Here is a 26,314-nt window from a genome sequence, read left to right on the forward strand (position 1 = left end):
CTCCTGAGTTACATTTACTTACAAATCGCCTATCAAGTCCATAATGTCATCGAGTTCTTCCATAGAGAGCTTCTTGTCCACAAAATCACTCGGTGTTAACTCAGAATCTTTCTTTTGTATACAATGCACAATAATAGCGTTCAAATGAATTTGATAGAGTCCCATGAGCTTGTCTATCGTCGTTTTGTGATACTCATGGCGATTGTAATTCATATAGATAACCAGCTCTCCACCGATAATCTTGGCATAGATATCTAGCGGGTGCATGCGTTCGGCATGAGGGCCCAGCACTCTACCCACTGGTAGATTCGATGGCGTGAACAGATCATTGTCCAAATCGGCATCGTACTGTCCCAAATAATTGAACACAACCTCGGGCTGGAGTGTGAAAGGGATGTCTCCTTTGTGCTCGGTCTCGGTGAGATGCTTTAAGATGGAATACCCGATTCCTTTATTCGGAATAGCACGCATCATTTCTTTGACCAGCTTGATTTGCTCCGCCAATTGGCCCGATTTGGCAGCAGGCAGGACGACTGGGAAAAGGGAAGTGAACCAACCTACCGTACGGGAGACATTCAAGCCTTTGACAATCTCTTCACGTCCATGTCCTTCCAAAAAGACTCGAACATCGTTCGCCCCTGTCCATTCTCGTAGCGCCATTCCCAAGGCAGTCAGCAGAATCTCTTGCGTTTCTGTTTGGTAGGCATGATTTGTATGGCGCAGTAATTTTTCAGTCTCCAATTTGGAGAAACGAACCGACGCGGTTATCGTCTCCATTTCGGTCTGGTAAATGGTCTCCTGATCCTTTGGCAATGGACGGATTGGAATGGATTCGACTTTTTTCCAATAAGCGAGTTCGTTTACAAGCTTCTTGCTATTGGCTGCGTTTTTGAGCTCTTTCGCCCATCTTTGATAAGAATGTGTTTTTTCCGGTAAAGCAATTGGATTACCTGAGGCTACTTGTTGATAGGCGATTCGGAAGTCTTCCAGAATGATGCGCCAGGAAACACCGTCAACAACCAGATGGTGAATCGCAAAAAGCAGATGGTCACCTACTCTTGTCTTGAAGAGCGCTACTTGAACCAGCGGTCCCTCCTGTAAATTCATACTGGCTTGCAGGCGGTTTGCTTCTTCTTCCACTTTGTTTCGAGCGTCCAGCTCTTCTGTAAAATCAAACACATGGAAGACGAACAGATTACCATCGTCGCCTCGGTTAAACTGGACAAAGCCCTCATCCGATTCGGAAAAACTCATGCGCAGGGCATCATGATGAAGCACAAGCGCATTTAGAGACTCCATCAGTAGTTCGATATGGAAGCCGTCTTGGCTAAAAATCATCATTGCTTGATTCCAGTGACGTCTGCTTGATGTAATCCGTTCAAAGAAGTAGTGCTGGATTGGTGTAAGTAAGACAGGCCCTGTTACCAGTCCCTGATCGATCGTGATACTCTCGGAAATGACAAGCGGTGCCATTCGTTCGATCGTCGGATATTTAAACAGATGATTGAATTCCATCATGAGATTCATCCGTTGCAGACGAGACGCGATCTGCAAACCCTTGATCGAATCTCCACCAAGCTCGAAAAAGCTGTCTTGAATCCCTACCCTCTCGATGCCAAGTACTTCTCCCCAAATTCTGGAAAGAATCTCTTCCATTTCAGAGCGAGGTGCTACGTATTCTGCTTCGCTTCTCACACTTCCATCCGGTTCGGGCAGGGCCTTTCGATCCAGCTTACCGTTGGAAGTAAGCGGAAACTCCTTCATGAGAACGAAGTGGGCAGGTATCATATATTCTGGCAATTCACGGCGAAGCAGGTCGCGCAATTGACTGACTGTCCATTCCTTCACGGAAAGCAAATAGGCGCACAAGTATGCCTGATTATTCTGGTCGGTTCGGGCCATAACCACCGCATCATAAATGGACTCTTCCTGGATCAGTTTGCTGCGAATTTCATCCAACTCGATGCGGTATCCACGAATTTTTACCTGATGGTCCATCCGTCCGAGATACTCGATATTGCCATCCTCACGATAGCGTGCCAGGTCGCCTGTGCGATAGATACGCTTACCAGCCTCTAATGGATGGGCAACAAATTTTTCCGCTGTCAGCTCTTCGTTATTCAAATATCCTCTCGCCAAGCTGATTCCAGCAATACATAGTTCGCCCGGAACGCCTATTGGCTGCAATTGTCCGTACTGATTGACGATATACATTCGATAGTTGGGCAGTGGCTTTCCGATGGGTACAGGATTCTCCAGTGAGTCTTTTGCGAGCGAATAGCGCGAAGTATATATGGTCGCTTCTGTTGGCCCGTAGATGTTTTCCAATTTCACCTCCGGCAGTACTTCATATACTTTTGACACGAGATCATCCGGCATCGCTTCCCCGCAAGCAAGGATGTACCGCAATCGGTTGGCTTCGTTTCGCCCCTCCAGATATTCGACGAACGGAATCAACATGGATGGCACGAAATTGATGTGGGTTATCCCTTCTTGGACTACCGCTTGCCATATTTCTTTGGGGTTCTTTTCTCCCTCTGGCTCGAGAATCACCAATCTGCCATTCCCAGGAATCCACCCGAAAATTTCTGCTACAGAGATATCAAAAATGTAAGTCGTCTTCAGCAGGAATGCATCTTCACATAGAAGCGGATATTCATCCTGCATGGCATGGAGTACATTGAGTAGCCCCCCGTGTTCAATCATCACGCCTTTTGGCTTGCCAGTTGAGCCCGATGTATACATGACATACACGAGGTCATCCGGCTTGTTAACCAGCGGTAGATTGCTTGTCTCTGGAGAAAAGCTACTCTCGCTGTTCAAATCAATAACATCCGCTGTAAAGCTTGCTTTTTCAACGAAACGGGACTGTGCTACCACCATCTTGGCGCCGCTATCTGTGAAAATGTAGGAAATTCGGTCAGTTGGACTGTTCGGATCGATCGGCAGATAGGCTCCACCTGCTTTCAACACGGCGAAAATTGCCACTAGCATCTCAAAGGATCGTTCCGATATAAGCATCACCAGATCGTCTGATTTCACCCCTTTTGTACGGAGGGTATGTGCCAGTTGATTTGCTCGCTCGTTCAGCTCTCGATATGTCATGCACTGTTCGCGGTGTACCAATGCGATCTTGTCAGGTGTAGCAGTAGCCCATTCTTCTAACAACTGCATGATCAATTTGCTGGGGTATGTTTTGGATGTATCGTTTACCCCTAGAAACAAATCGAGGCGTTGCGCTTGGGTCATGAGTTCAAACGCTTTAACTTGCTCCTCCAAACCGTGAACAGCTTGCAAAAGGAGATGTTCAAACTGCGCAATCATCCGGTGGATCATGCTTTCATCAAACAACAGTGTGTTGTATTCAAAAACAATGTGCAGCTCGTTCTCCCGCTCAACTGTTTCTAGTGTCAGGTCGAACTTGCTAATCCTGTTGTTGATATGACGCATGTGGTTTTCCAACTCTGTCTCCGGTGAGCTTTGCATCATGAACATCACATCAAACAGGGGATGACGATTCCCGTCGCGTTTTGCACCAGAGCCCTCGAGAATTTTATCAAAGGGAACGTACTGGTTTTGCAAAGCAGACAAAAGCTCTTGCTTTACCTGTTTCAGGTTATGTAAAAAGCTTTCTTCATGGTCAATCGAGAGTAGAAGTGGCAAGGTATTCACGAACATCCCAAGTATCTCTCGCGTATCTGGATGCTGTCTTCCATCTGTTACGGTACCTAGTATGACTTGCTTGCTGTCGTTATTCATTTTGGAAAGCCAGACAGATACGATGGTGAGCATCAGCATATAGAGAGTTACATCATGTTTTGTTGCCGTGGTCTTGAGCTTTCTAGTGAGTTCTTTGTTTGCACGATACGTGATCGTAGTCCCATCAAATGTCAATTGCGACGGACGTTTTCGTGTAGGAAGTTGGACAACGGGAAGCTCGCCCTCTAGAAGGGTTTTCCAGTAAGCAGCTTGCTGTTTGTATTCGTCGCTTGAATGCCACTCATTTTGCCATCGCGCAAAAGACTTATAGGTATTCTTTAAAGGGAGAAGCTGCTGTCGTTCGAGTAAAGTCTGTAATTCCTGCAACAAAATCGACTTGGATAAGCCATCCATGACAATGTGATGGGAGTCGAGCCAGAGAACCTGTTTGTCAGGAGTTTCAATGATTCCAGCCCGGAGCAATGGTGCTTTTCCCAAATCGAATGGCTTGATGTTCTCTGCAAGTAGGCTGTGTACCACCTCTTCTTCACCTGTTTGACGGACAAATGATAGCTCGGACCATGTGACAATTCGTTTTACGATTTCGTCATAATGCATGTGATATGTGCTTCGTAATCCTTCGTGGCGCATCACCAGCTGTTGCAAGGCCATCTGGATATGCTCTACATCTACGGATTGGGGAAAGTCAACGGTGAATGTCACATTGTATGCGATCGACTCGACATCCTGCTGCTGGATGATGTACATTCGTTTCTCCACCGCGGATGTTTCGTATTCCTGTTGTACGATCAGCTCCTGCAATGGTTGTACGTTCGTCTGCTCTTGCTCTGTGAACAGACGTTTCATTTGGCGAATCGTTGGATGCTTAAAAAGCTGGTCATATCTCAAATCGAATCCGATAGTTTTGAACTGGGAAATGAGCTGCATGGCCTTGATCGAGTCCCCGCCGCACTCAAGAAAATGGTCGTCGATTCCCACCTGCAAAATTCCTAGCACGCTGCTCCACACCTGAGCCAATTGTTGTTCAAGCTCATCAGTGGGCGCGACAAAATATTCGTTGAGCAGCTCCTCATCTCCCTGTACATCTGGCAATGCCCGCTTGTCTACCTTTCCATTCGTGGTGAGCGGTAGGGTCTCCATGTGAACAAAGTGCGTCGGGATCATGTAATCAGGAAGATCATTTCCGAGCCATTCCCTCAGCTCGTGAAAAGGGATTGCATCAGGAGCAACATAATAGCCAACTAAGAATTTGCGGCCATCTTCCCGTTCTTTGGCGATAACCGTTGCCATTTCGACCATTGGATGATTCATGAGGAAAGGTTCAATTTCTCCTGGCTCGATCCGATATCCGCGAATTTTTACCAAATTGTCGAGGCGGCCCAAAAACTCGATGTTCCCGTCAGGCAACCAGCGTGCTCTGTCTCCCGTGCGGTACATACGCTCGCCCGTCTGTGGATGAATGATGAATTTTTCAGCGGTCAAATCTGGTCGGTTGACATATCCTCGTCCCAACCCTTCACCGAGGATAAATACCTCGCCTGCTACCCCAATCGGCTGTAATGCCAGCTTTTCATCCAAAATTAAGAGGTAGCTATGAGTGAGAGGCTTGCCAATCGGAATGCTCTGGTACTGCTTGTCCACCTCAAAAATAGTAGCAGCAATCGTGCATTCTGTCGGTCCATACAGGTTGTAAAGCTTGTAAGCACCGCGCCGATCAACCTTTTTTAGTACATCCCCGCCTGTGAGCATCGCTCGAAAAGAACGATTATCCATCTGCATGAACTGTTCAGCTGCTCCTGTCGGAAAAAAGCTGATCGTAATGCCTTCTTGGTTGCAATAATCATTCAACGCATTCAGATCATACTTCAGTGCAGTTGGCACGATGTGTAAGGAAGCACCCGTAAATAGAAAGGGAAATATTTCCAATACAGACCCATCAAATGAAAAACTGGAATAGACAAGGGCTTTGTCTTCAGGGCCCACTTCAAAGTACTGGCTGTGCCATTCGCAAAAATTGACCAAGTTGCCATGCTCGATCATCACGCCTTTGGCCAAACCTGTCGATCCCGATGTATACATGACATAAACGAGATCTGTTGATCGATTGACGTGCGGAAGATTCTCTTTTCTGTCGCTGAAGCTACCAGGGTCACACACGTCGATCACTTCTACTTCTTCGCAGATGCTTTTCGCCTTTTCTATAAGGGGAGTCTGTGTCAATAGAACGGGTGCGTTACTGTCGTTTAGCATATAAGCAATTCGTTCATCCGGATAATCCAGATCGATAGGGAGATATGCTCCTCCAGCCTTTAGAACGGCGAGAATACTCACCAGCATGTCCAGTGATCTGTCCATCATGAGCGCCACTTGATCGTCAGGCTTAACTCCTTTGGCACAAAGGTTATGGGCTAACTGATTGGCTCGTTCATTTAGCTGTTTGTATGTCAGGGACTGATCTTGACATACAGCTGCTAGTCTGTCCGGTGACACTTCGACTTGTCGTTCAAACAACTGATGGTAGGTTTTATCGCTCTGGATCTCTCCTTGTGTTCGTTCTCCACAAAAACGCTTTAATGCCAGCAGCTCTTTTACGGTGGTCATATTCAGGTTTTTGTAGAAATCTCGGTCTTTTTTGTAGTGAATCGTTCCGCCAGCTGGTTGCGGAAATGGTGTGATCCGCCCACTTACAATATTGTCCCACTCTCGGATGAACAGGTCTTCAATCACCTGATTCGCTTTGTTGTAACAATCGATCAGTGTATCTTCGTCATCAAAAGCAATCTCTTCCTGAACAAGGATATCACCTGTATCTATGTTCTCGTCTATGAGATGTAGCGTAACCCCTTTTGGTGTCTCATCCCAAATACTCCAGAAAACAGGGTCTCTCCCCTTGTTCCAAGGCAAGAGGGATGTATGTAGATTGATAATGCGTCCTTTGAAACGGGAAACGATTTCCTTACCCAGAATATAGCCGTACGCGTAACTGACTACATAGTCGATTTGTTCGAAATATTCGGTTTCTTGCTGCCATTTTTCATTGCACACGATGACTTCGTGGTTTCTTGATTCCAAGTACTGCACAATCTTGTTTTCTTTGCTCATGAATGTTGTTAGGAATAATATTCTCAAAAAAACATCACCAGCATTTCTCATAATTTCGTTGACAAAAAGTTGACTTCGATTGAAAATCAGCTTAGATGGAATTTGTACCACTTTTTTACTTTTTGTTACATGATTTTACATATAACTCAAAAATATGGTTTTCTGCAAGTGGTTGTATGTAAATTTTTAAATTTTTTTGTGCCCAACGATTAGAGTAAAGGATGCCAAAAGGCAATACTCTGCTGGTTTTGAGGGGGATGAAAGGAGGGGAAGTATAGTATTGGTAAAAAGTGGAAATACGGATGGTTCCCATTTTCAATGCCGCACTTCGTTCAACATGAGATAACGCTCTGATATAAAATTGCCTCTGTGTATTAGGGAAGGGAAGGTTATACCCTCATCTCAGTATTTCACCTCACCAGACAAGCAATTTCCTTCTCAATCTGCAATTGTTTCTGCCCATTTTTGTAATACACTCGTTGGTATTCGTGAGATTTCAATATTCTGAAAGTTAATAAACGGGAGCTGCACACAAAATCGGATCACAGAAAAGTCTAGAAAAGGGGATTTTTTTATGGAGCCTGCAATCGTAATTAAGGATCTCAAAAAATCGTTCGGAGACAAAAAAGTTCTCGATGGCATTTCCCTCTCGATTCCCAAAGGTACAATTTTTGGTCTACTTGGACCTAATGGAGCTGGAAAAACAACCTCTCTACGAATCCTGTCCTGCCTCATTGAGCCTACGTCAGGAGAAGTCACCATCCTCGGTCATCCAATCAGCAAGAACAAAGAAGAGATTCGCAAAAAAATTGGTTGTGTAACAGAATCTCCTGGGGTGTATGACAAGCTTTCTCTGTTGGACAACCTGGAATTCTTCGCCTCCTGCTACCAGATTCCCAAAGCCAAGCGTGCTTCACGCATCGAGTATTTGCTTCGCCAATTCGATTTGTGGGACAGAAGAAACGATCCTGCTGGCAGATTGTCAAAAGGGATGAAACAAAAACTTTCGATTGTTTGCGCGATTTTACACGACCCCGAAGTGCTTTTCTTAGACGAAGTCACAGCCAATCTCGATCCTGTCAGCACTCGGAAGCTGAAAGATCTGATTCGCGAGTGGGCTGCGTCTGGAAAAACGATCATCTTTTGTTCACACATCCTGGCAGAAATTGATGAGTTATGTCATGAATTCGCCATCATTAAGGGTGAGGTGATTCGTTTAACGACCCCACAGAAGTTCCGCGAAGAGTGGACCACCTACAATGTGCTTCTTGACGTAGGAGAGGATTCTCAAAAGTCGGAACAAATTATAAAAGCCGCCGCGGAAGTTGAGACGTATAAGCGCACCGAAGATCAGTTCCACCTGAGGGTAGCGAATCCGAAGACCTCGAACCCACAGCTGATCAAAAAGCTGGTCGAAGCGGATATTACCGTCAATTACATAGCACCCATCTCCGTGTCACTGGAGGACTCCTATCTCAGCTTGTTGAATCAAGAAAAGGAGGCGATCTAGAATGCCGGGATTTGTTATTCTCCGGGAATGGAAAGAGCTTTTCGCTGCACGCTCCGTATTGATTACGAATCTTGCTGCACCATTCGTTATATTGATTGTCGCTCTGATCACCACTGTATTTGCCCAAAACGGTAAGATGGAGTTCATCCTTAACCTGATGAAATTGACCAATCCCCTCCTTAACATGGCAGGTGCAGATGGTCATATTGCCATTGCTCGCTTCTATTTTCTCTTGTTCCTGATCGTACCGGCCATGATCCCCTTAACATTTGCCACGACGAGCATCATCATGGAAAAAATGACAGGGACATTGGAAAGCGTACTGGTCACCCCGATTTCCACCAAGGAGTTTTTGCTTGGTAAGGTCCTAGCGTATTCCTTGCCTTCCATTGCACTGACCTGGATTGTCCAGCTAATCTTTCTAGGGTTTATCTTTGCAACCTTTGAAAATGCTGGCGAGTATTTCTCCATCGTATTTATTCTCGCGATGCTCCTGCTGGTCCCATTTATCTCGATCATCAGCGTATCCATGAGCGTCATTGTTTCCTCCAAAGTTGACAATGTCGCAGCAGCCCAACAATTTGGTGCCATACTGGTTCTGCCGATCATCGGACTTGCTGTCAGTCAGGTCATCTTCCTCTCCATGATGAGCAATCCGGTAATCTATCTGGGAATGGTCACAATTTGTGCGGTGGTTGCCCTGATCTTGTTCCAGATAAGTATCAAAGTGTTTGATCGCGAGCATATCATCAGCAAATGGAAATAACCGAAGTATGAAAAATAACCACCTTATGAAATCGTTGTCGTCACACGATTCCATGAGGTGGTTTTACTATTTGGGTGGTGTTTTTAACCAATAACCGCTTTAAGGGTTTGGGTCATTGTGTGCCAGTCTTCTTCTTGCATGATCGTATCCAAAGGTCTCTTCAATTCCATGAGTACATCCTCTACATAATGCTCACGTCTCATCCCCACGAGGACGTTGTGTATCTCTGGAGTGGCGCGCATCGTTCTAATCGCAGCTTGGCTGAGGTTATCTGTTGTCATTAAATGCGGTTTCACCCTCGTCAGCTCTTTCGAGATATCCAGTGAACGCTGGTAGTCTTTGGGGGCGTAGTAGCTCTTCAAAGCTTCAGCTGTCTCCATCAGAGCAGCCTTGTAGGCATCCAGCCATTGCTGCGTCTGGTCGTCCAAGCCCTCATGTTTTTTAATTGTCTTGCGAATATCTTCGATGATCGGCTCAAACAAAAAGCTTCTCACATTTTGCACATTTGTGGCAGAGTATAGCTTTTTCCAGTATTTGCGGAGTGTAGCTCCAGATGATATTTTTTTCTTCAGCTCTTTCACATCTTCTTTCTCCATATTAAGTAAGGGTAAGACGCGATAGACGATCTGATCCTCTACATCCTCTACACGATTCAGACAATCCTTGATTTGGCGAATGGCTTCTTTTTCGTCAATGACCGTGCTCTGATCTAGTTGGATGTTCGTCAGGCGGAAGATTTTTTCCTTCGCTGTCACATCTAGCGTCCGGTTGGTCATGACACCAAGTCCTTTTTCCTTGGCAAATAACAAGGCACTCTTGCCTTGCGCATGGCTTTTTTCGAGCATGGCACCGGATTCGTACATGTTCATTGGAAACTGGATAACGCGAAAATGGTGATTCGACGTTATCTTTTCAGCAATCTCCCAGAGGGTATCCAGCCCAACAAAATCAAATTCCTTGACATTGCTGACAAATGAATTGGCACTGACACCATAGCATTGAATCCGCCCTGATTCTACTTCTTTCTCCAAATGTCGAAAAGCCTTCTCAATTCGTTCCAATAATTCATCATATGCTTCCTGTTGTTTGATCTTTTTCATTTTTGCCCATAGTAAATACCACTCTGGATTGTGCAGCATGTAGCAATCAATCGTTTCCACCTGCAAGCGCTGCAGGCTCCGTGTCAACTGGTCTTGAAGGTATTCTGGGTGGATACATATCGACATTCCCTCATGTACCGTTGTGAAGTCTTGATACGGTTTGCCTTCCGCTGTCCTCTTCATCGTCTCTTCGGAATCCTCGCCTTGGACGATACCGGCCTTGGATACGATTACAAGCTCTTCCCGCTTTATTTTTTCTTCACTTATCAGCTGCTTCAGCACATGACCGATGACTTTCTCAGCGCTACCATTAGTATACATACTACTCGTGTCAATCAGGTTAATTCCTTCGAGCAGTGCCTTACGGAGTGCCTGCTGGTACTGCTCATCCTGTTCATCAATCCGGTACGTTCCGAATCCAACCTGACTGATCCACACATTGAAGCTGCCAAATTGCTTATAGAAAAGATGGGGATTAGCCTGTGCTAGGCGCTGTGTCCCCTCTCGTGTTGCTTTTCCTGTCATCATCCTATCCCCCTATACCCGGCAAGATAATTTTGAAGAGTTGACCCGACAATAGTAAGGACTTGATCCTGTTGAGAATGGATGAAAAAATGGTCCCCTTCCAGTATGTGTGATTGAAAAGAAGCGTTCGTGTGATCTCTCCAGCCTTCGAGATGTGTTACGGAAAAATCCGGGTCCTGCCAACCGCCAATGGCCGTCAGTCCGAAGTCCAGCGGTTCCTCGTCTTGATAACGATACGTCTCGCATATCGTGAAATCGGCCCGAAGCGTAGGGAGAAGCATATTCAGAATCTCCTTGTCCTCAAAAATTTCCTTTGGCGTGCCATTCATCGTTCGTACGCCCTCCAGAAACTCTTGATCTGGGAGATGATGAATGGCTTCACCCGGATCTGGCAGATGCGGGGCATGGTATCCGGATGCAAACATGTGCAGCGGCTTGAGGTTGTAATGTTTGCGTAAATATCTAGCCACCTCAAAGCTGACAAGTGTTCCCATGCTATGTCCAAAAAAGGCAAACGGTCGATTCAGATAGGGAAGTAGCGCTTCTGCCAGATCACGAATCATTATAGACAAATCCGTGTAGCAAGGCTCTAAAAAGCGATTACTTCTGCCCGGCAGCTGCACTGGACAAACGCCAATCTGAACGGGCAGCTTTTTTTGCCAATCCCGATAAATACCAGCATGACCACCAGCATAGTGAAAGCAAAATAATAGCACTTCTGCCTCCGCCGTCATTTTTGCAGAGAGTAGCCATCGGTTCTGGGAAACGTACATCTTTTGCATAGGTATCCTCCTCGATATTACTTAGGGAACAATGCGAATTTTTGCACCATCTTTTAATTGTGATTGTCCTTTGATAACTACCTGGTCTCCTGGTTTCACTCCAGAGCCAATAAGCGTCTTCTCCGTTCCTTTCGAAGCGATCGAGATTTCCTTCTCAGCTACTCTTTCTCCATCCACGACGTAGGCTACCGACTTCCCATTTCGCTCAAGGATGGCATCTGTCGGTATGAGAATACCTGCTTGTCCTTTCTTTGAAGACACTTCCGCCTTCATTCCGGGAAGTAGCGTACCTTTTGGATTTGGCACTTCTATTTCCACGGGGAAAAGCTTAGATTGGTCAGAAGCCTTTAGTCCAACGTAGGAAATACTGCCTTTGACCTTGATATTTTGAGAGGGAACCTGCAAATCTAGTTGTGTTCCTTTTTGGAAGCTTGCCAACGCTTTTTCTGACACATTCACCTTCACAATCATCGGATCAAGGTTAATTACCGTTGCAATAGGCTTTTGCGGGTTGATCGTATCGCCTTCTTGGACTTGAATATCGGTGACAATACCGTCTATTGTTGATTTGATCAGTGTGTTTTCCAACGCATTTCTGGAAATATCCACTTCCACCTTTCCTTGTTGCACATTTGCTTGCGTGACTCGTCCATTTTTATCGGCTGTATTCACTTGCGTCCGAGCATTAATTAAAGCGGTTTGCGCCTGATCTAGCTGGCTTTGATACTGGTTTTTTGCTTGCAGATATGCGTTTTCTGCGTTCTCAAGCTCACTTTTGGACAAAGCTTTCTCTTCAAACAGCTTTTTAGCGCGGTCGTAATTTGCTTGCGCCAGCGTCAATCCTTGTGCAATCGTACGCTGGGCACTCGCATAGGTTTGCTCCGCCTGCTTCAGTTGACTGTTTGCCAATTCGCTGGACGTCCCCATTTTGTTGGAATGCTCTAGATTTGCGTTGGCGACTGCTAATGCCGCCTCAGCATGACGCAGTTTCAATTGCGCTTCGGTTTGATCCAGCTTTCCGATGACTTGCCCTTTTTTTACTGTGTCTCCTTTTTTCACTAGAATTTCCGAGACGGTCCCGGTAGTTTTACCGTAAATACTCACATCTGTGTTAGCGAATACCTCCGCCAGCAACCTGTCGGATTCTTTGAGTTCTCCTTCTGTTACTTCCTCTACTTGAACATCAACGGAATTCTCCACTTTAATGGTTTCAATCTCCGTGCTGGACTGGCTTTCGATTGGTGTTCTTCCTTCATTAGAATTGGTCTTTTCTGCGGATTGAGAATTGCATCCCGAGATGATCGTCAAGCCTATAAGACATGCCACACCTGAGCTGATTAGCTTCGTCTTCTTCATTTTTAGTAAATTCCTCCCTCTGCCTTACCCAGACTTTTTCATATCGCGTAAACTTCTCAGCACGGAAATAAACATATCCTCACTTGGCTCGATCTCCGCTTCTTTGGTATCAGGGGCAAAAAACTCTTTTTTGATCCGATACAGTAATTCATACCCAATAGGAACCACGATTAAGGTCAGGATCGTCGAAGTAACCAGTCCACCAATGACCACAATCGCCAAGCTTTTGGTCATCAAGGCTCCTTCAGAAAAGCCGAGGTAAAGCGGCAAGAGCGCGCTGACTGTCGCAACTGCTGTCATAATAATAGGGCGTAATCGGGTAACGCCAGCTTCGACAACTGCCTCACGCATAGAAGTCCCTTCCAGTCTTCGATGCTGGATATTGTCCACATACACGATGGCATTGGTAACAACAATTCCGACCAGCATCAAAAAGCCAATCAGTGCCGTTATATCAAGAACGGTATCTGAAATAAACAGGCCAAATAATCCGCCGATCACAGCAAGTGGTAGGGACAGTAGAATTGCGAGCGGAGCCGTAGCATTGCCAAAAGTGATGAGCATGACAATGTAGACGATAAAAATTGCTGCACCAATGGCTAAGAGCATATCTTTAAAGCTTTTTTCCATGTCGCTTGAGACACCTTCAGATGACAATGTAACTCCAGCAGGCAATTTTTCCGCTTGCAACATCGCAAACAGGAAATTGCTCGCTCCTCCTTTGTTGTCGCTCGTGATATCTGCTGTAATTTGTACGAATTGTTTTTCGTCCTTGCGCATGATTTGTGATTGAACTTTTTCTTGGTCAATCTCGGCAAAATCCACCAAACGCACTTGTTGCTTGCTTGGCGTTTGAATGTAAATATTGTTCAGTTCCTCTAGCGATTTCGCATGGTTTTCCCCGAGTCCAAAGAAAAGATTATAGTCTTTGTCGTCGACTTTGATCTTGCCGATTTGGGTATCCGAGACCAGGAGGTTGACCTCTTGAGCCACCTGTACAGGGGAAACTCCCAGTTCCGAGGCTTTGTCTCTATCGACTTTGATGACAACTTCATTTTTGAAATCGTTCAAATTGTCCTTCACGTTGGTCAGCAGAGGACTTACTTTCAAGTTTGATTTGACAATTTCGCTTGCCTCTTTCAAACGATCCAGATCTGGACCGTACAGGATCACCTTGAACTTGTTGGTATCGCTGCTGCCAGGTTTAGTCAAGGCCATTTCAGATCCAAGCGGAATCATTGGTTTGACGATTCCCTCAAATTTCTTGATGGTTTGGTCGAGATTCACATCTGGCGCTGTTTTGATTATTAAGAGGGATTGGTTCGATTGGCGTATTTCCGCTTCATTTTCAGAGCCAAGATTGATTTCTATGTACTCTACTTCAGGCTGCTCCAGCAATTTGCTTTCGACCTGGGCAACCGTTTGATCGAGAACATCTAGTTGTGTACCTTTTGGCATCGTTACTTGCGCGAATATGTACTTCGCTTCCGGATCAGGAAACAATCCGTATTTCATATACGGGAGAAGCGCTAGACTTGCTACCAATAGAATGAGCGACAGAAATCCGATAGCGGGCTTGCGGTTGAGTGACCAGTGAAGTAACTTCCTGTACGTGTCAGACCCTTTCCCATGTTCATATTCCTTGATATTGTGGTCTTTTAGGATTATCAGCTTGGCTAACAGTGGAACAATCGTCACGGCTACCAATAGTGAGGCAAACAACGAGCAGACGACGGTTAATGCAAATGGGCGGAAAACTTCTCCGATCATCCCTCCAACAAACACAATGGGTAAAAATACGGCTGTTGTCGTAAAAGTCGATGAGGTAATTGCATGCAGCATTTCGTGGGTGGCAATTTGAATCAAGTTTTCCTTGCGCTCTTTGTTCAATTGCAAGTGGCGGAAAATATTCTCGATGACGACGATACTGTCATCCACAACTCGTCCTACAGCCACTGCCATCCCGAACAGTGTGATCATATTGAGAGTTATGCCCATCCAGGACATGAAGATCATACTTACTAGGATGGATGTTGGGATAGAGACTAGGACGATGAGGGTTGCATTTACATGACGCAAAAACAACAAGATGACTACAGAAGCCATAATAGCTCCAAGCAAGCCTTCCTTGAGCATGCCGTTAATCGAATTCTTGATATCAACAGAAGTGTCATAAATCGTGGTAAAGGTTAAGTCCGGGTACTCTTCTTTTAAAAGGGATAGTTTTTCGTTGATGGCATCACCGGTTTCTACCGCATTGGCGTCACGTGTTTTGTAAATATTGATGTTAATTCCATTCTTGCCGTTAAAGCGACTGATCGAATTAACGACCTGATCAAAATTGACTTCTGCGATCTCGCCAAGCCTGACGTAGGTAAGCCCATTTTTGGGGTCACTTGGGAGGAATATCTTGGTGTTACGAATATCTTCCACATTGAGGTAACGGCTTAGCACGCGAATGATGCGCTCTTCCCCATCCTCGGTGATCGCACCGATTGGCAGAGCTACGTGATTGTCAAGTAAAAGCTGTTTCAACTGTAACGGAGAGATTCCGTAGTAGTTTAGCGCATCTATATTTGGTAGGATTTTCATTTCTTTGAATTGTCCGCCTATTGTCGATACTTTATCAACATTTTCAATACCTTCTAACTCTTTGAGCACTGTTTCTTTCACATCGTTGTCAAAATGATCGAGTCCACTCTCCTTATCTTGTCCTGTCACAAACAGATAATAAACGGGTTGATTGCTGAAGCCCTGAATCATCACTTGCGGTCTGCTTACTTTGCTAGGAAGCGCGATACTGGAGATTTTTCTTTCCAGTTCGTCTCTGACAGCTTGTACATCTGAACCAGTCTCCAAGTAGACCTGTAGCGTGGAACTATTGTTGCTTGAGTATGACTCCACTGCCTTAACGCCTGTTACATGCCCAATTTCACGTTCCAATGGCTTCGTTACATCATCGAGAACATCTTCTGGTGATGCATCCGGATAAGTAGTGTTGACTAGAAGCACAGGGAAAGTGATATCCGGCATGTTCTCTACCTTGAGTGACATGGCAGCAATGATTCCACTGACTACGACAAGCAGGCTCATAATAATAATAGCTGTTGAGTTTCTGAGAGAAAAATTCGTTAGAAAACGCAAGGCATGCCCCCCTCATTCCTAATAAATTCCATTCTCTATATTACCCCTCATTTTTTCGGTATTCAATAAATTTCCATAAAAATTAAATTTTGTTTTTCATTTCGCTTTTTTACAAAACAGAAAGAAGACCAAAAACCACCTTGCGACGGAGTTTTTGATCTACTTACTCGAAAAATCTCTCGAAATGTCGAACACTTGTATGTTTCTACACACAACGAATTCGTGTGGGAAGCGTTCTTATTTAATGAAACCATGAAGGATGATATCCCCTATCGCGTGAGCAATCATTGCATACTCTAGCCCGCGCTTCCAGTAGAGGTAACCGAATAATATACCTGCCACCCCGTTAAGGGCGATCGTGCGAATGAACAACAGCGGGGTAATCTCACCAAAATAGACATTTGCCGCAGGAAGATGACCAAGCCCAAATATAAGGGCTGCCCCAATGATGCCTGCCCAGTACATCCATGGCTTAGGGGAGGCTTTACGTCCGAATAGTTTGCTCAAAATCCACACGATCATGGTCATCATGAACAAACGAACCATGACTTCCTCGTATACTCCGCCTTGAATGGCTGTCAGGATACCTGCCCAAACCGACACTTCTACGTCTTGGGCTTTTTCCGCCAAGATTGGCATCAATGGTTGGAAAACGGCGAGTTCCAGTATGAGGAGAAGACCTGTTGCTGCAAATCCAAAGAGGACTGCTTGAATGATTCCCTTTTTGTTGAAGGACTCTCCACCCGTTTTATATAGCCACTTCCGAAGGACAGGGGCATCCAGCCCCACCTTGGTTGCGAAGGTCAATCCAATCCACGAAAACAGAAATGCCATGATGCTTCCCTGCAAGACGAAAATTGCCATGGCAACTGGCAGCGGGAGAGGTATCATTGCTAATGCATCCCCACCAATTGCCAGCAAATAGGGAATAGCTGCGATAAAGCCGATAGCACTCACCAATGATAACAGAATTGCTATTTTCAAGTTTTTCATTTTACTTTCCCCTTCCTGTTCTTTTGTAGTAGTAATGGCTGCTTCCTATAGAAATCAGAATCGTCACCAATACAATGAGCAACATCAGGACATAATGAATGGTCGTTGGTAAAAATGAGGTGAGCATGATGAGGATTCCTCCGATGAAGAACACACGGGAACTCAATAGGTGGGTATTTTTCCAGACCTCTTCACTAGCGAGTGACCATGGCGTGCGTATCCCAATCAGATAGTTATGTCGAAAACGAGGCATAAAATTCCCTATCGTGACAAAGAGAATTCCTAAGATAAGCGTGACGAATATCCCAATATTTAACATATAGCCATATCCATATGCGATTATCACGCTATGGATGACGAGAAGCACGATCATTAATGTATGCAAGATTGTATCGTGACTGCTTTGAAACTTTTGGTAATATTGTTTTTGTCTGCGAACAGCCACGAATATAAACAGCATCACAACCGGAATAAAGGATACACCCACAAGCTTAGGCGCAAAACCATTCGGTTCGCCATTTGGCCCCCAATGAATGACCATCTGATCTGGCATTGAGGGATAACAAATAACGCCCAAGACAACACTGATGAAAAAAAATAAAATAGACAAATTGGATTTATTCATGTGATTACCTCCGTTTCTAATGGAATTGGATAAACCATTTTAATAAGTCTTGAAAAACAGTCGTATTAAGTGAGTAGTAGATGTTTTGCCCTTTTCGTTCGTCGTAAACCATTTGTGCCTGTTTCAATAAACTGAGGTGGTGGGAGATGCTGGGCTTTGTCATTTGAAAATGATCGGCTATTTCTCCAGCCGTCATATCTTTCTCCCTCAACAGGTCAAGAATCTTTCTTCTTGTGGGATCAGAGAGTGCCTTAAATGCGTAATTCATTGACATAATCAATCGATCCTACTTTCATCCATTATTTTTAGATATTTAGGAATTTATCTAAATATTAGCGTTGAGAAATGCCTTGTGCCAGCTCGTACGTAAGACACCACTGGTTGGAGGGAGTTTTAGGATATTCGTATAGTTTAGAATTTCTAGAGGTGAGCTAAGTTGCTTTGTGATCGTTCTATATTCATTCTACCATAAATACAAAATTCCTCCAATAATTCGTATACAATTTATCCCAACTCATACGTACAATTACATTTCATTACACTTTCACTGAATATTCAAGTCTCTTTTTATAGGCTATTATTCTCAACCATCAAAATGACATCGGTCTGCCACTTCTTTGGTTTGGGCCATATATTGCTTACATAGCACTTTCCGAAGTATGTATAATGCCGAGTGACATAAGCATTTTCTCGCATCAGGTATCACTCGACAAGAATCAATCTAAGCGAACAATCTCTTTCTTTTGTTGCCACTGACTTTCATAAGCACAACTAGTCAATTACGATTGGATACGTGAATATCTAAATGTATGCCAAATTTCATTATCATCCTTCATGGATAGATAGATTTGCCCCGCTCCATAATCCGCCATGGCTACGTATACTTTTCCTGGGGTATATTCACCTACATAATTCCCATAATAATCCCTATCAAATGTTAATCTTCTTCCCGATATTTCAAAGGTTACCGATGTCTCTGTCGCTACTATACATTTGACATTTACTTTATCTACTGCTGGCTGTTGGTAGGTTTGATCATTTTGAGTTTGCACTGGGCTTTGCTGTCTAACAACTTCTAAATCCTTTTTTAAAGCGCCATTCTTTTTCGTACATACTGATAATGCTTCTTGTACTTCCACCAGATATCGTTCTAATCTGGAAATATGTCTCCGTAATTCGTAATCGTTGTAGTGTCTGCCTTCTCCCGCTGAAATTGGATAATAACTCTCTTGTTGAAACCACCCGTACATAAATTCCCTCCTCCAATGGCTTTAACACACTTTACGTTATGGACTTTCCGCCTATCTCGTTCGCCTATTTTACCAAAAATTGGTTATCTACTGACTCCACGAAATGAAACAGCGGCCACCTAAGACCTGAAAATAAAGTCTTAGACTGACCGCTGCGCGGCCTATCATGCACACACAAAAAAATCCGTCGATATGCTGACTTATCGCTCATCAAATTCCACTCCGTATTTATTGAAGATGACCGAGTATTTATTCTCGAATATGGACCATCGCTTTTCTGTTCCGTACTTTTCCTGCAAACTCTTCCAATAATGTTTTGCCGCTACTACATCCTTGGATTGTAAGAGCAAATGAAAGCTCTCTTCGGCCAGATGCAAATATGGACCTGAAGAGTAATAATCAACAATGGATCTGGCACTGGTCATAGTATCATAGAAATGAATAACCTCTTCTAATCCACTTAGCAGCGTTTCTCTTATATCATCCATATTCGTATCAGGAGTGATTGAAAATCGATCTGGAGCAGACTCAACAATTTCGCCAATTCTTGCTCTGAAGTGACACTCCGCTTCTTGAGGTGCTGTTAGAAGCTCTCTCGATTGTATCTGTGCGAACTCTGCTGCATAAATACCGCAGTTCACATAAAACATTACATTATCCGCTGCATTGCCAGCAGATTTTTGGAAGTTGAACATGTAAATGAGGCTTTCTGTTCTCTTATGGAAATTCAAACTCTTCTTTGCGAAGCCACGTTTGGAAAGGAACGGCTTTACATCCTGTTTAATCATATCGTTAAAGAGCTGCTGCAACATGATTCCCCCTCGAAGTTTACGATAGATTTTTTTGTTATGTCGTACATCCGCCAAAAATCACGGACGCTTACGCCAAGGCCATGCTCGGTCGATCAGGGAAGAGACGACAGTTCCCGCAGTGTACCGTACAAGGTCCGCCGTCAAAAAGCCTTTTCCTAATACCAACGCCCCAATCGTTGTCTCCCGAAGGTAAGTGAGCCAACCGGCCTGATACAATTGGCTGCCCTCGATCGCAAAGCAAAACGCGAGGCTGCACCACAGCGCGAAAGAAATCTTTTTATGAGCATAACAAGTGCGAAAGCCGAAGTAGATCATACTCGCCCATAATGCATCGCCAAAATGCTCAGCTACAAAGACAGGCAACACATCGGCGAACACTCTGGACCCTAAGCCTAAAGCCATGACAGCAAAAACGGTTACGATATAGGCGACCCTGTCTCTCCATCGATACTCGGAGTACTTGTTCGTCCGGTAGCACTTCCATTCGGCTTTGTGCATACACCATCAATCTTCCTCTTTGAATTATCAATTTTTGATCAGGATAAATCCTGAAAAGCGAGCTTTTCCGGGTAGTTCGTCTTCATCTATTTTTTCACAGTCTAACACTTTGTTTTTGAGTCTAAAACATAATTTTCAGTGAACAACAAGATTGAGCTACGTTCTCGCCACCAGGTTCTTTCGTCTACTTTACGGCTTCGCAAGTTGTTCACTTTGTGTTGCGACCTTTTTGGATATATGCTTGAAAAGCTAGGATTTGAGAAACGTAAAAAAACAGATCACTTCATGGTATCTATGCCTATCAAGTAATCTGTAAGTAAATCAACCGGACTATCCCACCAGATACGTACCAACTCTTTGGTGTGATCATAGCCAGCCTGCACAATTTCATCAGAAAAGCGAGTAATCCTTGCCCTTTCTGCGGAAACAGCCATACGAGGTTTGGCTACGCGAAAGCCCATAATAACACTTTCACACCATCAATGAATTGTAAGGAAGAATCTAATTTCTCCTCCACTCTTTTTCTCCTGTACTTAAAACTTCATGAAAGTAATCGTAAATCTTGTAAAGCTGTCTTTCTCACTCTCTACTTTAATCAAGGCATGATGTGCTTCGATAATGGCTTTGACTAGCGCCAATCCAATCCCTGTCGAATCATGCTTTTTAGAACCTGTTGCTTTGTAAAATCGATCAAAAATATGCGATATTTCCTCAGGTGCAATTCCTTCTCCAAAGTCTTGAATCACCAACTCCGTATAAATCGGCGTATCATTTACTTGAATCATGATTGTACTGCTTGGTTTGGAATGCTCTATCGCATTCTTCAGCAGGTTCAACAAAGCTTCCTGCATCCATAGTTTATCGTGGGCAACGACAATTTCCTTCCGCGCATCCCAGTCAATCTCTATATGCTTATCACTGATCATGCTTGCCAAGCGACCCAGAACTTCCTCGATGGTCTCCACCAAATTGGCTGGCTCTTTATCAAATGAAATAGCTCTGGCGTCGATTTTCGCTACTTTTAACAAATTTTGAATTAAGACATTCATTCTAGAGATTTGTACTTCATTATTTTTCAGGAGTTGAACTTGCTGCTGGCGAGGCAGTTCTGCATTCAACAACATTTCATTGTAGATAGATATCGTTGAAAGCGGTGTTTTTAATTGATGGGAGATATCTTGCAGCATTTGAGCTAGAAACTCTTTCTCTTCCAGAAGATCCTGCATGCTTTTTCGAATAATATCTTTCATGGAACGAAAGGAAACCGCAAGTTTGGCAAGGTCCCCTTCTTTATTTTCATTGATGACTACCGAGTAGTCCCCATCGATAATTTTTTTAGCTGCGGAAGTAAGTTGTCTAATTTTATGGAAGACAACCTTGTATTGCATATAGCTTGACCCAAGCAGCATCAATCCGAAACAAATCCATCCCCAATAAATCAATTGATTATGGCTGGAAATATGTTTATTTAATAGGGGAAAAAGCTCTGATTCCAAATCTTCATATAATCCATACTGTCTAAAGATCTCTCTTCCTTTTTCCTGATACTCACTTGAATTAGATGCGTGACTTGTTAAGACTTTCATAATTTCGGCTTCATTCTCGGGATTTTGTTCAGCCAATCTAGCTGTAATTTCACCCCAGGTTGCAATGGAATCGCTTTTCATAGCATCGTAAAACAGTTGATGTACAAGATACTGGTAAATGGTAAATAGAGATAACAGAATGGCCAGTATCGTCATATACCCTTTCAATTCGGTATTCTTCATCATCTTACTCTCTATTCACATCCTTATTCCACCGATATCCCAATCCTCTTTGGGTAACGATAAACTGCGGATTTTTGGGGTCATCTTCCACTTTATCTCTTAGACGTTTAATGTATACAGATAACGTGTTTTCATCAAAAAAAGCATCTTCTCCTTCCGATACTTTCATCAGGAGATCATCTCTTTTTAGTGCTTTATGAGCGTTCATCATGAAAGTTAGCAGAAGTTTGTATTCAAGATTGGTTAATGGAATGCTTTCCTGATTTTTATAAGCCTTGACTAGATTCGTATCTATTTTTACATTTTCAGATGATAATGTGACAGAAGAAGTTTCCAATCGCCGCCGTTTGCGCAGTTGTACTTTCACTCTGGATATGAATTCCTTGACTCGGAAAGGTTTCGTTATATAATCGTCCCCGCCAATATCCAGACCCATTACTACATTTGCTTCTTCATCCAAGGCCGTTAAGAAAATAATAACCGGTGAATCGTTTTGTTTTTTGAAATGCAGACATAAATCATAGCCGTTTCCATCTGGAAGGCCAATATCTAGGATCGCCAAATCAAAAGGTTGATGATCAAACTGGTGTTTCGCTTCTTTTACACTAGAGGCTCTGACCACCTCATAGCCTTCATTTCGCAATGAGAATTCGATGGCTAGACCAAGCGCCTCATCATCTTCCACAAGCAATATTTTATTCAAGGTTGTCCTCTCCCTATCCTCATTCCATTTCAGCCATTGACCAATCCGAATAGCCCGACTATAAAATAGCCAGGCCCATTCTATCATTGTTCCCTGATAACATCGATAAGATTATCTTTTTGGATTTTTCTCAGTGGTATCAGAACAGATAAAAAGCTGATAAACAAAGCTGAAACAAACGTAATAAGACAAGCTTCGTAGGGGATCGTCCATTCGACCTTCAAGACACCGGAAGCCGCCAAATAAATAATATAAGAAAGTATACAACCGAAAAAGATCCCTTGCAAACTTCCAGAAAAACCGTAAATCAGCGCTTCATAGATGATCATTTTTTTCAAATTCTCTTGTGACATCCCTATGGCTTTTAACGCAGCCAGTTCTTTTCGTCTGATGATGATGCTGATCGTAATCGTATTAAGAATATTGAGACTGCCAATCAAAGAAATGACTGTGATAAAACTGTATACCAGTACTTTTATGACGAGCTCCGAATCTTTCTTCACTTTATTCTCATCGATGTGATTCACAATGGTAATGACGTGTTTTTTTCCAACAGACTCATCGATGTGAGCAACAGTTGTAACAGATTGAGTCTTATCCTTCAATTCGATTTCAAAACTAAGGTCCTGTTCCTTCACTCCGGATACATTTTCAACCGACTTCAAAAGCTCCAAAATTTGCTGCCTTTCTGCTGAAAAATCACCATGATCTTGTTGCAGAGAGATGGATAGATCTGATTTCGTGGATAAATCTTTCACATATTTGGATGCAAATGCGATATCCATCATAGACGAGAAAGTAATAAACAATACACTGGATATAATGATAGATAGGATCGTAATGGTATAACGATTTTTATTTCTTTTGACATTTTTAAAGGCCAGGCTCAAGGGAAAAGATAACGGCTTTTTCAACACGTTATTCTTGTGTTTTTTGATCGCCTCTTTTTTAATGGATAACCTGCTGCTGATTGCCAGCAGTGGGGATATTCTGCCCGCAAAAAAAGCCGGATAATAACTGGACGCTAGTACGGCCGTCAGCGTGATGATCGAGCTGATGAATAAAATCCGCCAATCGATTTGAAAGAACGCAACACCTGCACCATCTTCTAAAAGGATTGTGAAAATGGATTGGAGAGCAGCAACCGCCAATATGCTACAAACAAGCCCAACCGGTATGGCGATGACAGCCAGCGCAGCAGCTTCTCTCATCACAATTTGTCTAATTTGCTTTCGCGTAGCGCCGATGCTTCGGAGCAAGCCGAACTGCTTCATTCGCTCTACGACGCTGATTTGAAAAGCGTTGTATATCACAACAACTGTCGCGATCACAACAATACTGACGACGATGACGAGCACGGCCAAAATCGATTGATTCGATCCCGGTTTTAAAACTCTGATCAATTCCTCATTGATAACCAGATTCTCGTCTTCCGTAAGTGATTTTATCTCCTCTAAAACCTCTTGAAAGTTCGCTTTCTCGTTTATTTCGGCTAAGATCCTACCCTCTCCAATAGTAAAATCATGTTTATAGGTTAGTAAACGGCCCACTTTCTTATTCTGAGTGAACGCGCGATTATCTAGTAAACCAACCAGTTGATAGGTTTGACCATCCAATTCAAATGAGTCGCCGATCTGAAGACCCTCTTTCATATAAGGAAGCGTCCATGAATCGACAGCTGCTTCACGGTCATTGGCTGGTAGTCTGCCATCAACGAGACTGTAGGTTAAAAACTCCATGGCGCTATGATCAGCGAAGTTCTTTTGAACAGAAACCTCTCCAACAGAAACGATGCCGCCCTGAGACATGAAACCATACGAAGCTATTAGGGGATTATATTTGATTTTGTTTACTAGTGCTTCATTGTAATTTGAAATCCCGAAATGAAAAGAAAATCCGTTTAACTTCTTGATGTTCTCGATTTGAGATAGCTGTGATCCTTTCATAAAAAGGCCGACTGTGGAAATTAACGCTACAGAGAGTATGATTCCGATCAAAGTCAAAATCGTCCGTTTCATATTCCCCTTTAAATACTTGCTGCTTAATTGTTTATAACTGCTGATCAAAATCATTCTCCTCCAGTCTTTTGGCTAATTCGCAGCAAGCCGTTGATCTGAAATGATCGTACCGTCTTCTATCGTGATGATCCGGTCAGAAGCCGAAGCAATCGCAAGATCGTGCGTAATCAAAACAATAGTTTGATTGTATTTCCTGGCTGTCAATCGTAATAAATCCATGACTTCCTTCGTATTTCGTGTATCCAGATTCCCAGTGGGCTCATCCGCCAAAATCAACTGCGGCCGATTCATTAAGGCTCTGCCGATGGAGACCCGTTGCTGCTGACCGCCCGATAATTCGGAAGGCAAGTGATCTTTCCGTTCATGGAGACCCAGGATTTCAGTCAGTTCATCCAGATACTTCATATCGATCGGTTCATCATCCAATAACATGGGCAACGCGATATTTTCCTGGACATTCAATACCGGGATCAAATTAAAAAATTGAAAAATAAACCCGACTTTTCTTCTTCTGAATATCGAAAGCTCATCATCTGTATAATCGTAAATATTATGATCCCCAATGAATACTTGTCCTGAAGTCGGACGATCCAACCCGCCTAAAATATGCAGCAATGTACTTTTACCAGAGCCGGAAACACCAACGATGGAAACAAACTCTCCTTGCTGAATCGAAAGGCGAATCCCTTTTAACGCATCTACCTTGCTATTTCCTTCCCCGTAACTTTTTACTACGTTTTCCATTCGTACAACTTCCATACAGCTCACCCTCTCATCACCCAAACTCAATCTTGTACGTCTACGAAGTTTACTTTGTCTTCACTATTTGCGTATACGCTCCCGATTTCTTGTAAGATTTGGTTCACCTTATCTTTCTTCTTATAATCGAAGCTGTCATTTTCAAACTGAATCAAGGAGAGTGTTGACTCTGCTTCGGTTAATTGGTTGTAAGTCTGGTCGTCAACAATAACAAGATCCGCTTGTGGTATATACCCGATCCACATCTGATGGTTCACATACGCTACAGGTACCATCTGGCCGTTCAAATCAATTTGGTCATTCTTCATTTCATAATCACTTAAAGAGTAAAACAGATTTTGACCATTCGATAATTCTTTTATGCCAGTAACAGGGTCTGAAATAATAGACGTGCTGTCTGGATCTTGTCTGGCTCTGAGAATCCCCTTCTTGACGAATTGCTCAGCTGTGGATCGAGTTACAACCGAATATTTGATATCTCTGGTTTCAAATTCTTGACCCGTTTCTTTCTGATCTTGCTCTGTCCGTTTCGTTATTTTTTTCGTTGTAACCAATTTCATTTTGTAGTCCATCGTTTGTTTGGTGTTATCCTTATACAACTCTTTGACCTTACTCGCATCTTTTTCTGTGCCTATTACGAGAACGCCATCGACCGCTTGCGATGGACCTTCTACAAATCGTTTTACTCCGAATCCAATCCCTGCAAAAATGACAATAACCAACAAGAGACCTATTACTTTTTTCACCTTAACTTCTCCTTTATAAACTATTTATGTCTGGATTATAGACGAGACTTTCATGCAATTGAATGACTCTTGTCTAACGATTTTGACCTTCTTTCTTACATTTTAGTAAGAATGGAGATAATGACATGCTTGTTTG

18 protein-coding genes and 1 pseudogene are annotated in these 26,314 nt (G+C 43.5%); 2 read left to right on the forward strand and 17 right to left on the reverse strand.

The features are described from left to right. Window positions 1–18: 18 nt before the first annotated feature. Window positions 19–6,849 carry a non-ribosomal peptide synthetase gene (locus EL268_RS14870; protein WP_115984385.1) on the reverse strand — a complete coding sequence of 2,277 codons (6,831 nt, stop codon included), beginning with the start codon at window positions 6,847–6,849 and terminating at the stop codon, window positions 19–21. A gap of 547 nt (window positions 6,850–7,396) precedes the next feature. Between EL268_RS14870 and EL268_RS14875 the strand changes: the two genes are divergently transcribed. Together EL268_RS14875 and EL268_RS14880 are read left to right on the forward strand one after the other, a co-directional pair. After that, the gene (locus EL268_RS14875; RefSeq protein ID WP_106655316.1) at window positions 7,397–8,332 is read left to right on the forward strand and encodes an ABC transporter ATP-binding protein; all 936 of its coding nucleotides are present in this window, start codon (window positions 7,397–7,399) and stop codon (window positions 8,330–8,332) included. Window position 8,333: 1 nt separating this feature from the next. Next, a complete protein-coding gene (locus tag EL268_RS14880) occupies window positions 8,334–9,098 on the forward strand; it encodes an ABC transporter permease (protein WP_106655315.1) in 765 nt (254 codons plus the stop codon). An 83-nt stretch (window positions 9,099–9,181) separates the two neighbouring features. On the opposite strand, the gene EL268_RS14885 is transcribed toward EL268_RS14880, so the two are convergent. From EL268_RS14885 to EL268_RS14960, 16 genes and pseudogenes are all read right to left on the reverse strand, one after another. Beyond that, on the reverse strand, window positions 9,182–10,726 hold the full coding sequence (locus EL268_RS14885; protein WP_106655314.1) for an aldo/keto reductase: 1,545 nt from the start codon (window positions 10,724–10,726) through the stop codon (window positions 9,182–9,184). Beyond that, window positions 10,723–11,505 carry a linear gramicidin aldoreductase LgrE gene (gene lgrE, locus EL268_RS14890; protein ID WP_106655313.1) on the reverse strand — a complete coding sequence of 261 codons (783 nt, stop codon included), beginning with the start codon at window positions 11,503–11,505 and terminating at the stop codon, window positions 10,723–10,725. Before lgrE ends, EL268_RS14885 begins: the two co-directional genes overlap by 4 nt. 21 nt (window positions 11,506–11,526) lie before the next feature. Further along, complete coding sequence (locus EL268_RS14895; protein WP_106655312.1) at window positions 11,527–12,861, reverse strand: efflux RND transporter periplasmic adaptor subunit; 1,335 nt, start codon at window positions 12,859–12,861, stop codon at window positions 11,527–11,529. Between the two features lie 24 nt (window positions 12,862–12,885). Then, window positions 12,886–16,005 carry an efflux RND transporter permease subunit gene (locus EL268_RS14900; RefSeq protein WP_106655311.1) on the reverse strand — a complete coding sequence of 1,040 codons (3,120 nt, stop codon included), beginning with the start codon at window positions 16,003–16,005 and terminating at the stop codon, window positions 12,886–12,888. A 237-nt stretch (window positions 16,006–16,242) separates the two neighbouring features. Continuing rightward, complete coding sequence (locus EL268_RS14905) at window positions 16,243–16,998, reverse strand: CPBP family intramembrane glutamic endopeptidase (protein ID WP_106655310.1); 756 nt, start codon at window positions 16,996–16,998, stop codon at window positions 16,243–16,245. Between the two features lies 1 nt (window position 16,999). Further along, window positions 17,000–17,623: an SdpI family protein gene (locus tag EL268_RS14910; protein ID WP_106655309.1), complete on the reverse strand. Its 624-nt coding sequence runs from the start codon at window positions 17,621–17,623 to the stop codon at window positions 17,000–17,002. Between the two features lie 16 nt (window positions 17,624–17,639). Further along, on the reverse strand, window positions 17,640–17,897 hold the full coding sequence (locus EL268_RS14915; protein ID WP_007729097.1) for an autorepressor SdpR family transcription factor: 258 nt from the start codon (window positions 17,895–17,897) through the stop codon (window positions 17,640–17,642). A 505-nt stretch (window positions 17,898–18,402) separates the two neighbouring features. Then, complete coding sequence (locus tag EL268_RS14920; protein WP_106655308.1) at window positions 18,403–18,873, reverse strand: hypothetical protein; 471 nt, start codon at window positions 18,871–18,873, stop codon at window positions 18,403–18,405. Window positions 18,874–19,073: 200 nt separating this feature from the next. Further along, on the reverse strand, window positions 19,074–19,685 hold the full coding sequence (locus EL268_RS14925) for a DUF4304 domain-containing protein (protein WP_106655307.1): 612 nt from the start codon (window positions 19,683–19,685) through the stop codon (window positions 19,074–19,076). 57 nt (window positions 19,686–19,742) lie between these two features. Next, window positions 19,743–20,183, reverse strand: a complete 441-nt coding sequence (locus EL268_RS14930; protein ID WP_106655306.1) for a ribosomal maturation YjgA family protein — start codon at window positions 20,181–20,183, stop codon at window positions 19,743–19,745. A gap of 320 nt (window positions 20,184–20,503) precedes the next feature. Beyond that, window positions 20,504–20,647, reverse strand: a pseudogene (locus tag EL268_RS33380) (iron chaperone); the annotation flags it as partial. A 69-nt stretch (window positions 20,648–20,716) separates the two neighbouring features. Further along, window positions 20,717–21,952, reverse strand: coding sequence for a sensor histidine kinase (locus tag EL268_RS14940; protein ID WP_106655482.1), 1,236 nt, complete (start codon window positions 21,950–21,952; stop codon window positions 20,717–20,719). A 4-nt stretch (window positions 21,953–21,956) separates the two neighbouring features. Beyond that, on the reverse strand, window positions 21,957–22,655 hold the full coding sequence (locus EL268_RS14945; RefSeq protein ID WP_106655481.1) for a response regulator transcription factor: 699 nt from the start codon (window positions 22,653–22,655) through the stop codon (window positions 21,957–21,959). Window positions 22,656–22,738: 83 nt separating this feature from the next. After that, window positions 22,739–24,721 carry an ABC transporter permease gene (locus EL268_RS14950; protein ID WP_106655480.1) on the reverse strand — a complete coding sequence of 661 codons (1,983 nt, stop codon included), beginning with the start codon at window positions 24,719–24,721 and terminating at the stop codon, window positions 22,739–22,741. 24 nt (window positions 24,722–24,745) lie between these two features. Further along, on the reverse strand, window positions 24,746–25,432 hold the full coding sequence (locus EL268_RS14955; RefSeq protein ID WP_106655304.1) for an ABC transporter ATP-binding protein: 687 nt from the start codon (window positions 25,430–25,432) through the stop codon (window positions 24,746–24,748). A 26-nt stretch (window positions 25,433–25,458) separates the two neighbouring features. Beyond that, window positions 25,459–26,178, reverse strand: a complete 720-nt coding sequence (locus tag EL268_RS14960; protein ID WP_106655303.1) for a lipoprotein BA_5634 family protein — start codon at window positions 26,176–26,178, stop codon at window positions 25,459–25,461. Window positions 26,179–26,314: the final 136 nt, after the last annotated feature.

It is taken from the genome of Brevibacillus brevis (assembly GCF_900637055.1).
In the GTDB taxonomy this organism is placed as follows: domain Bacteria; phylum Bacillota; class Bacilli; order Brevibacillales; family Brevibacillaceae; genus Brevibacillus; species Brevibacillus brevis.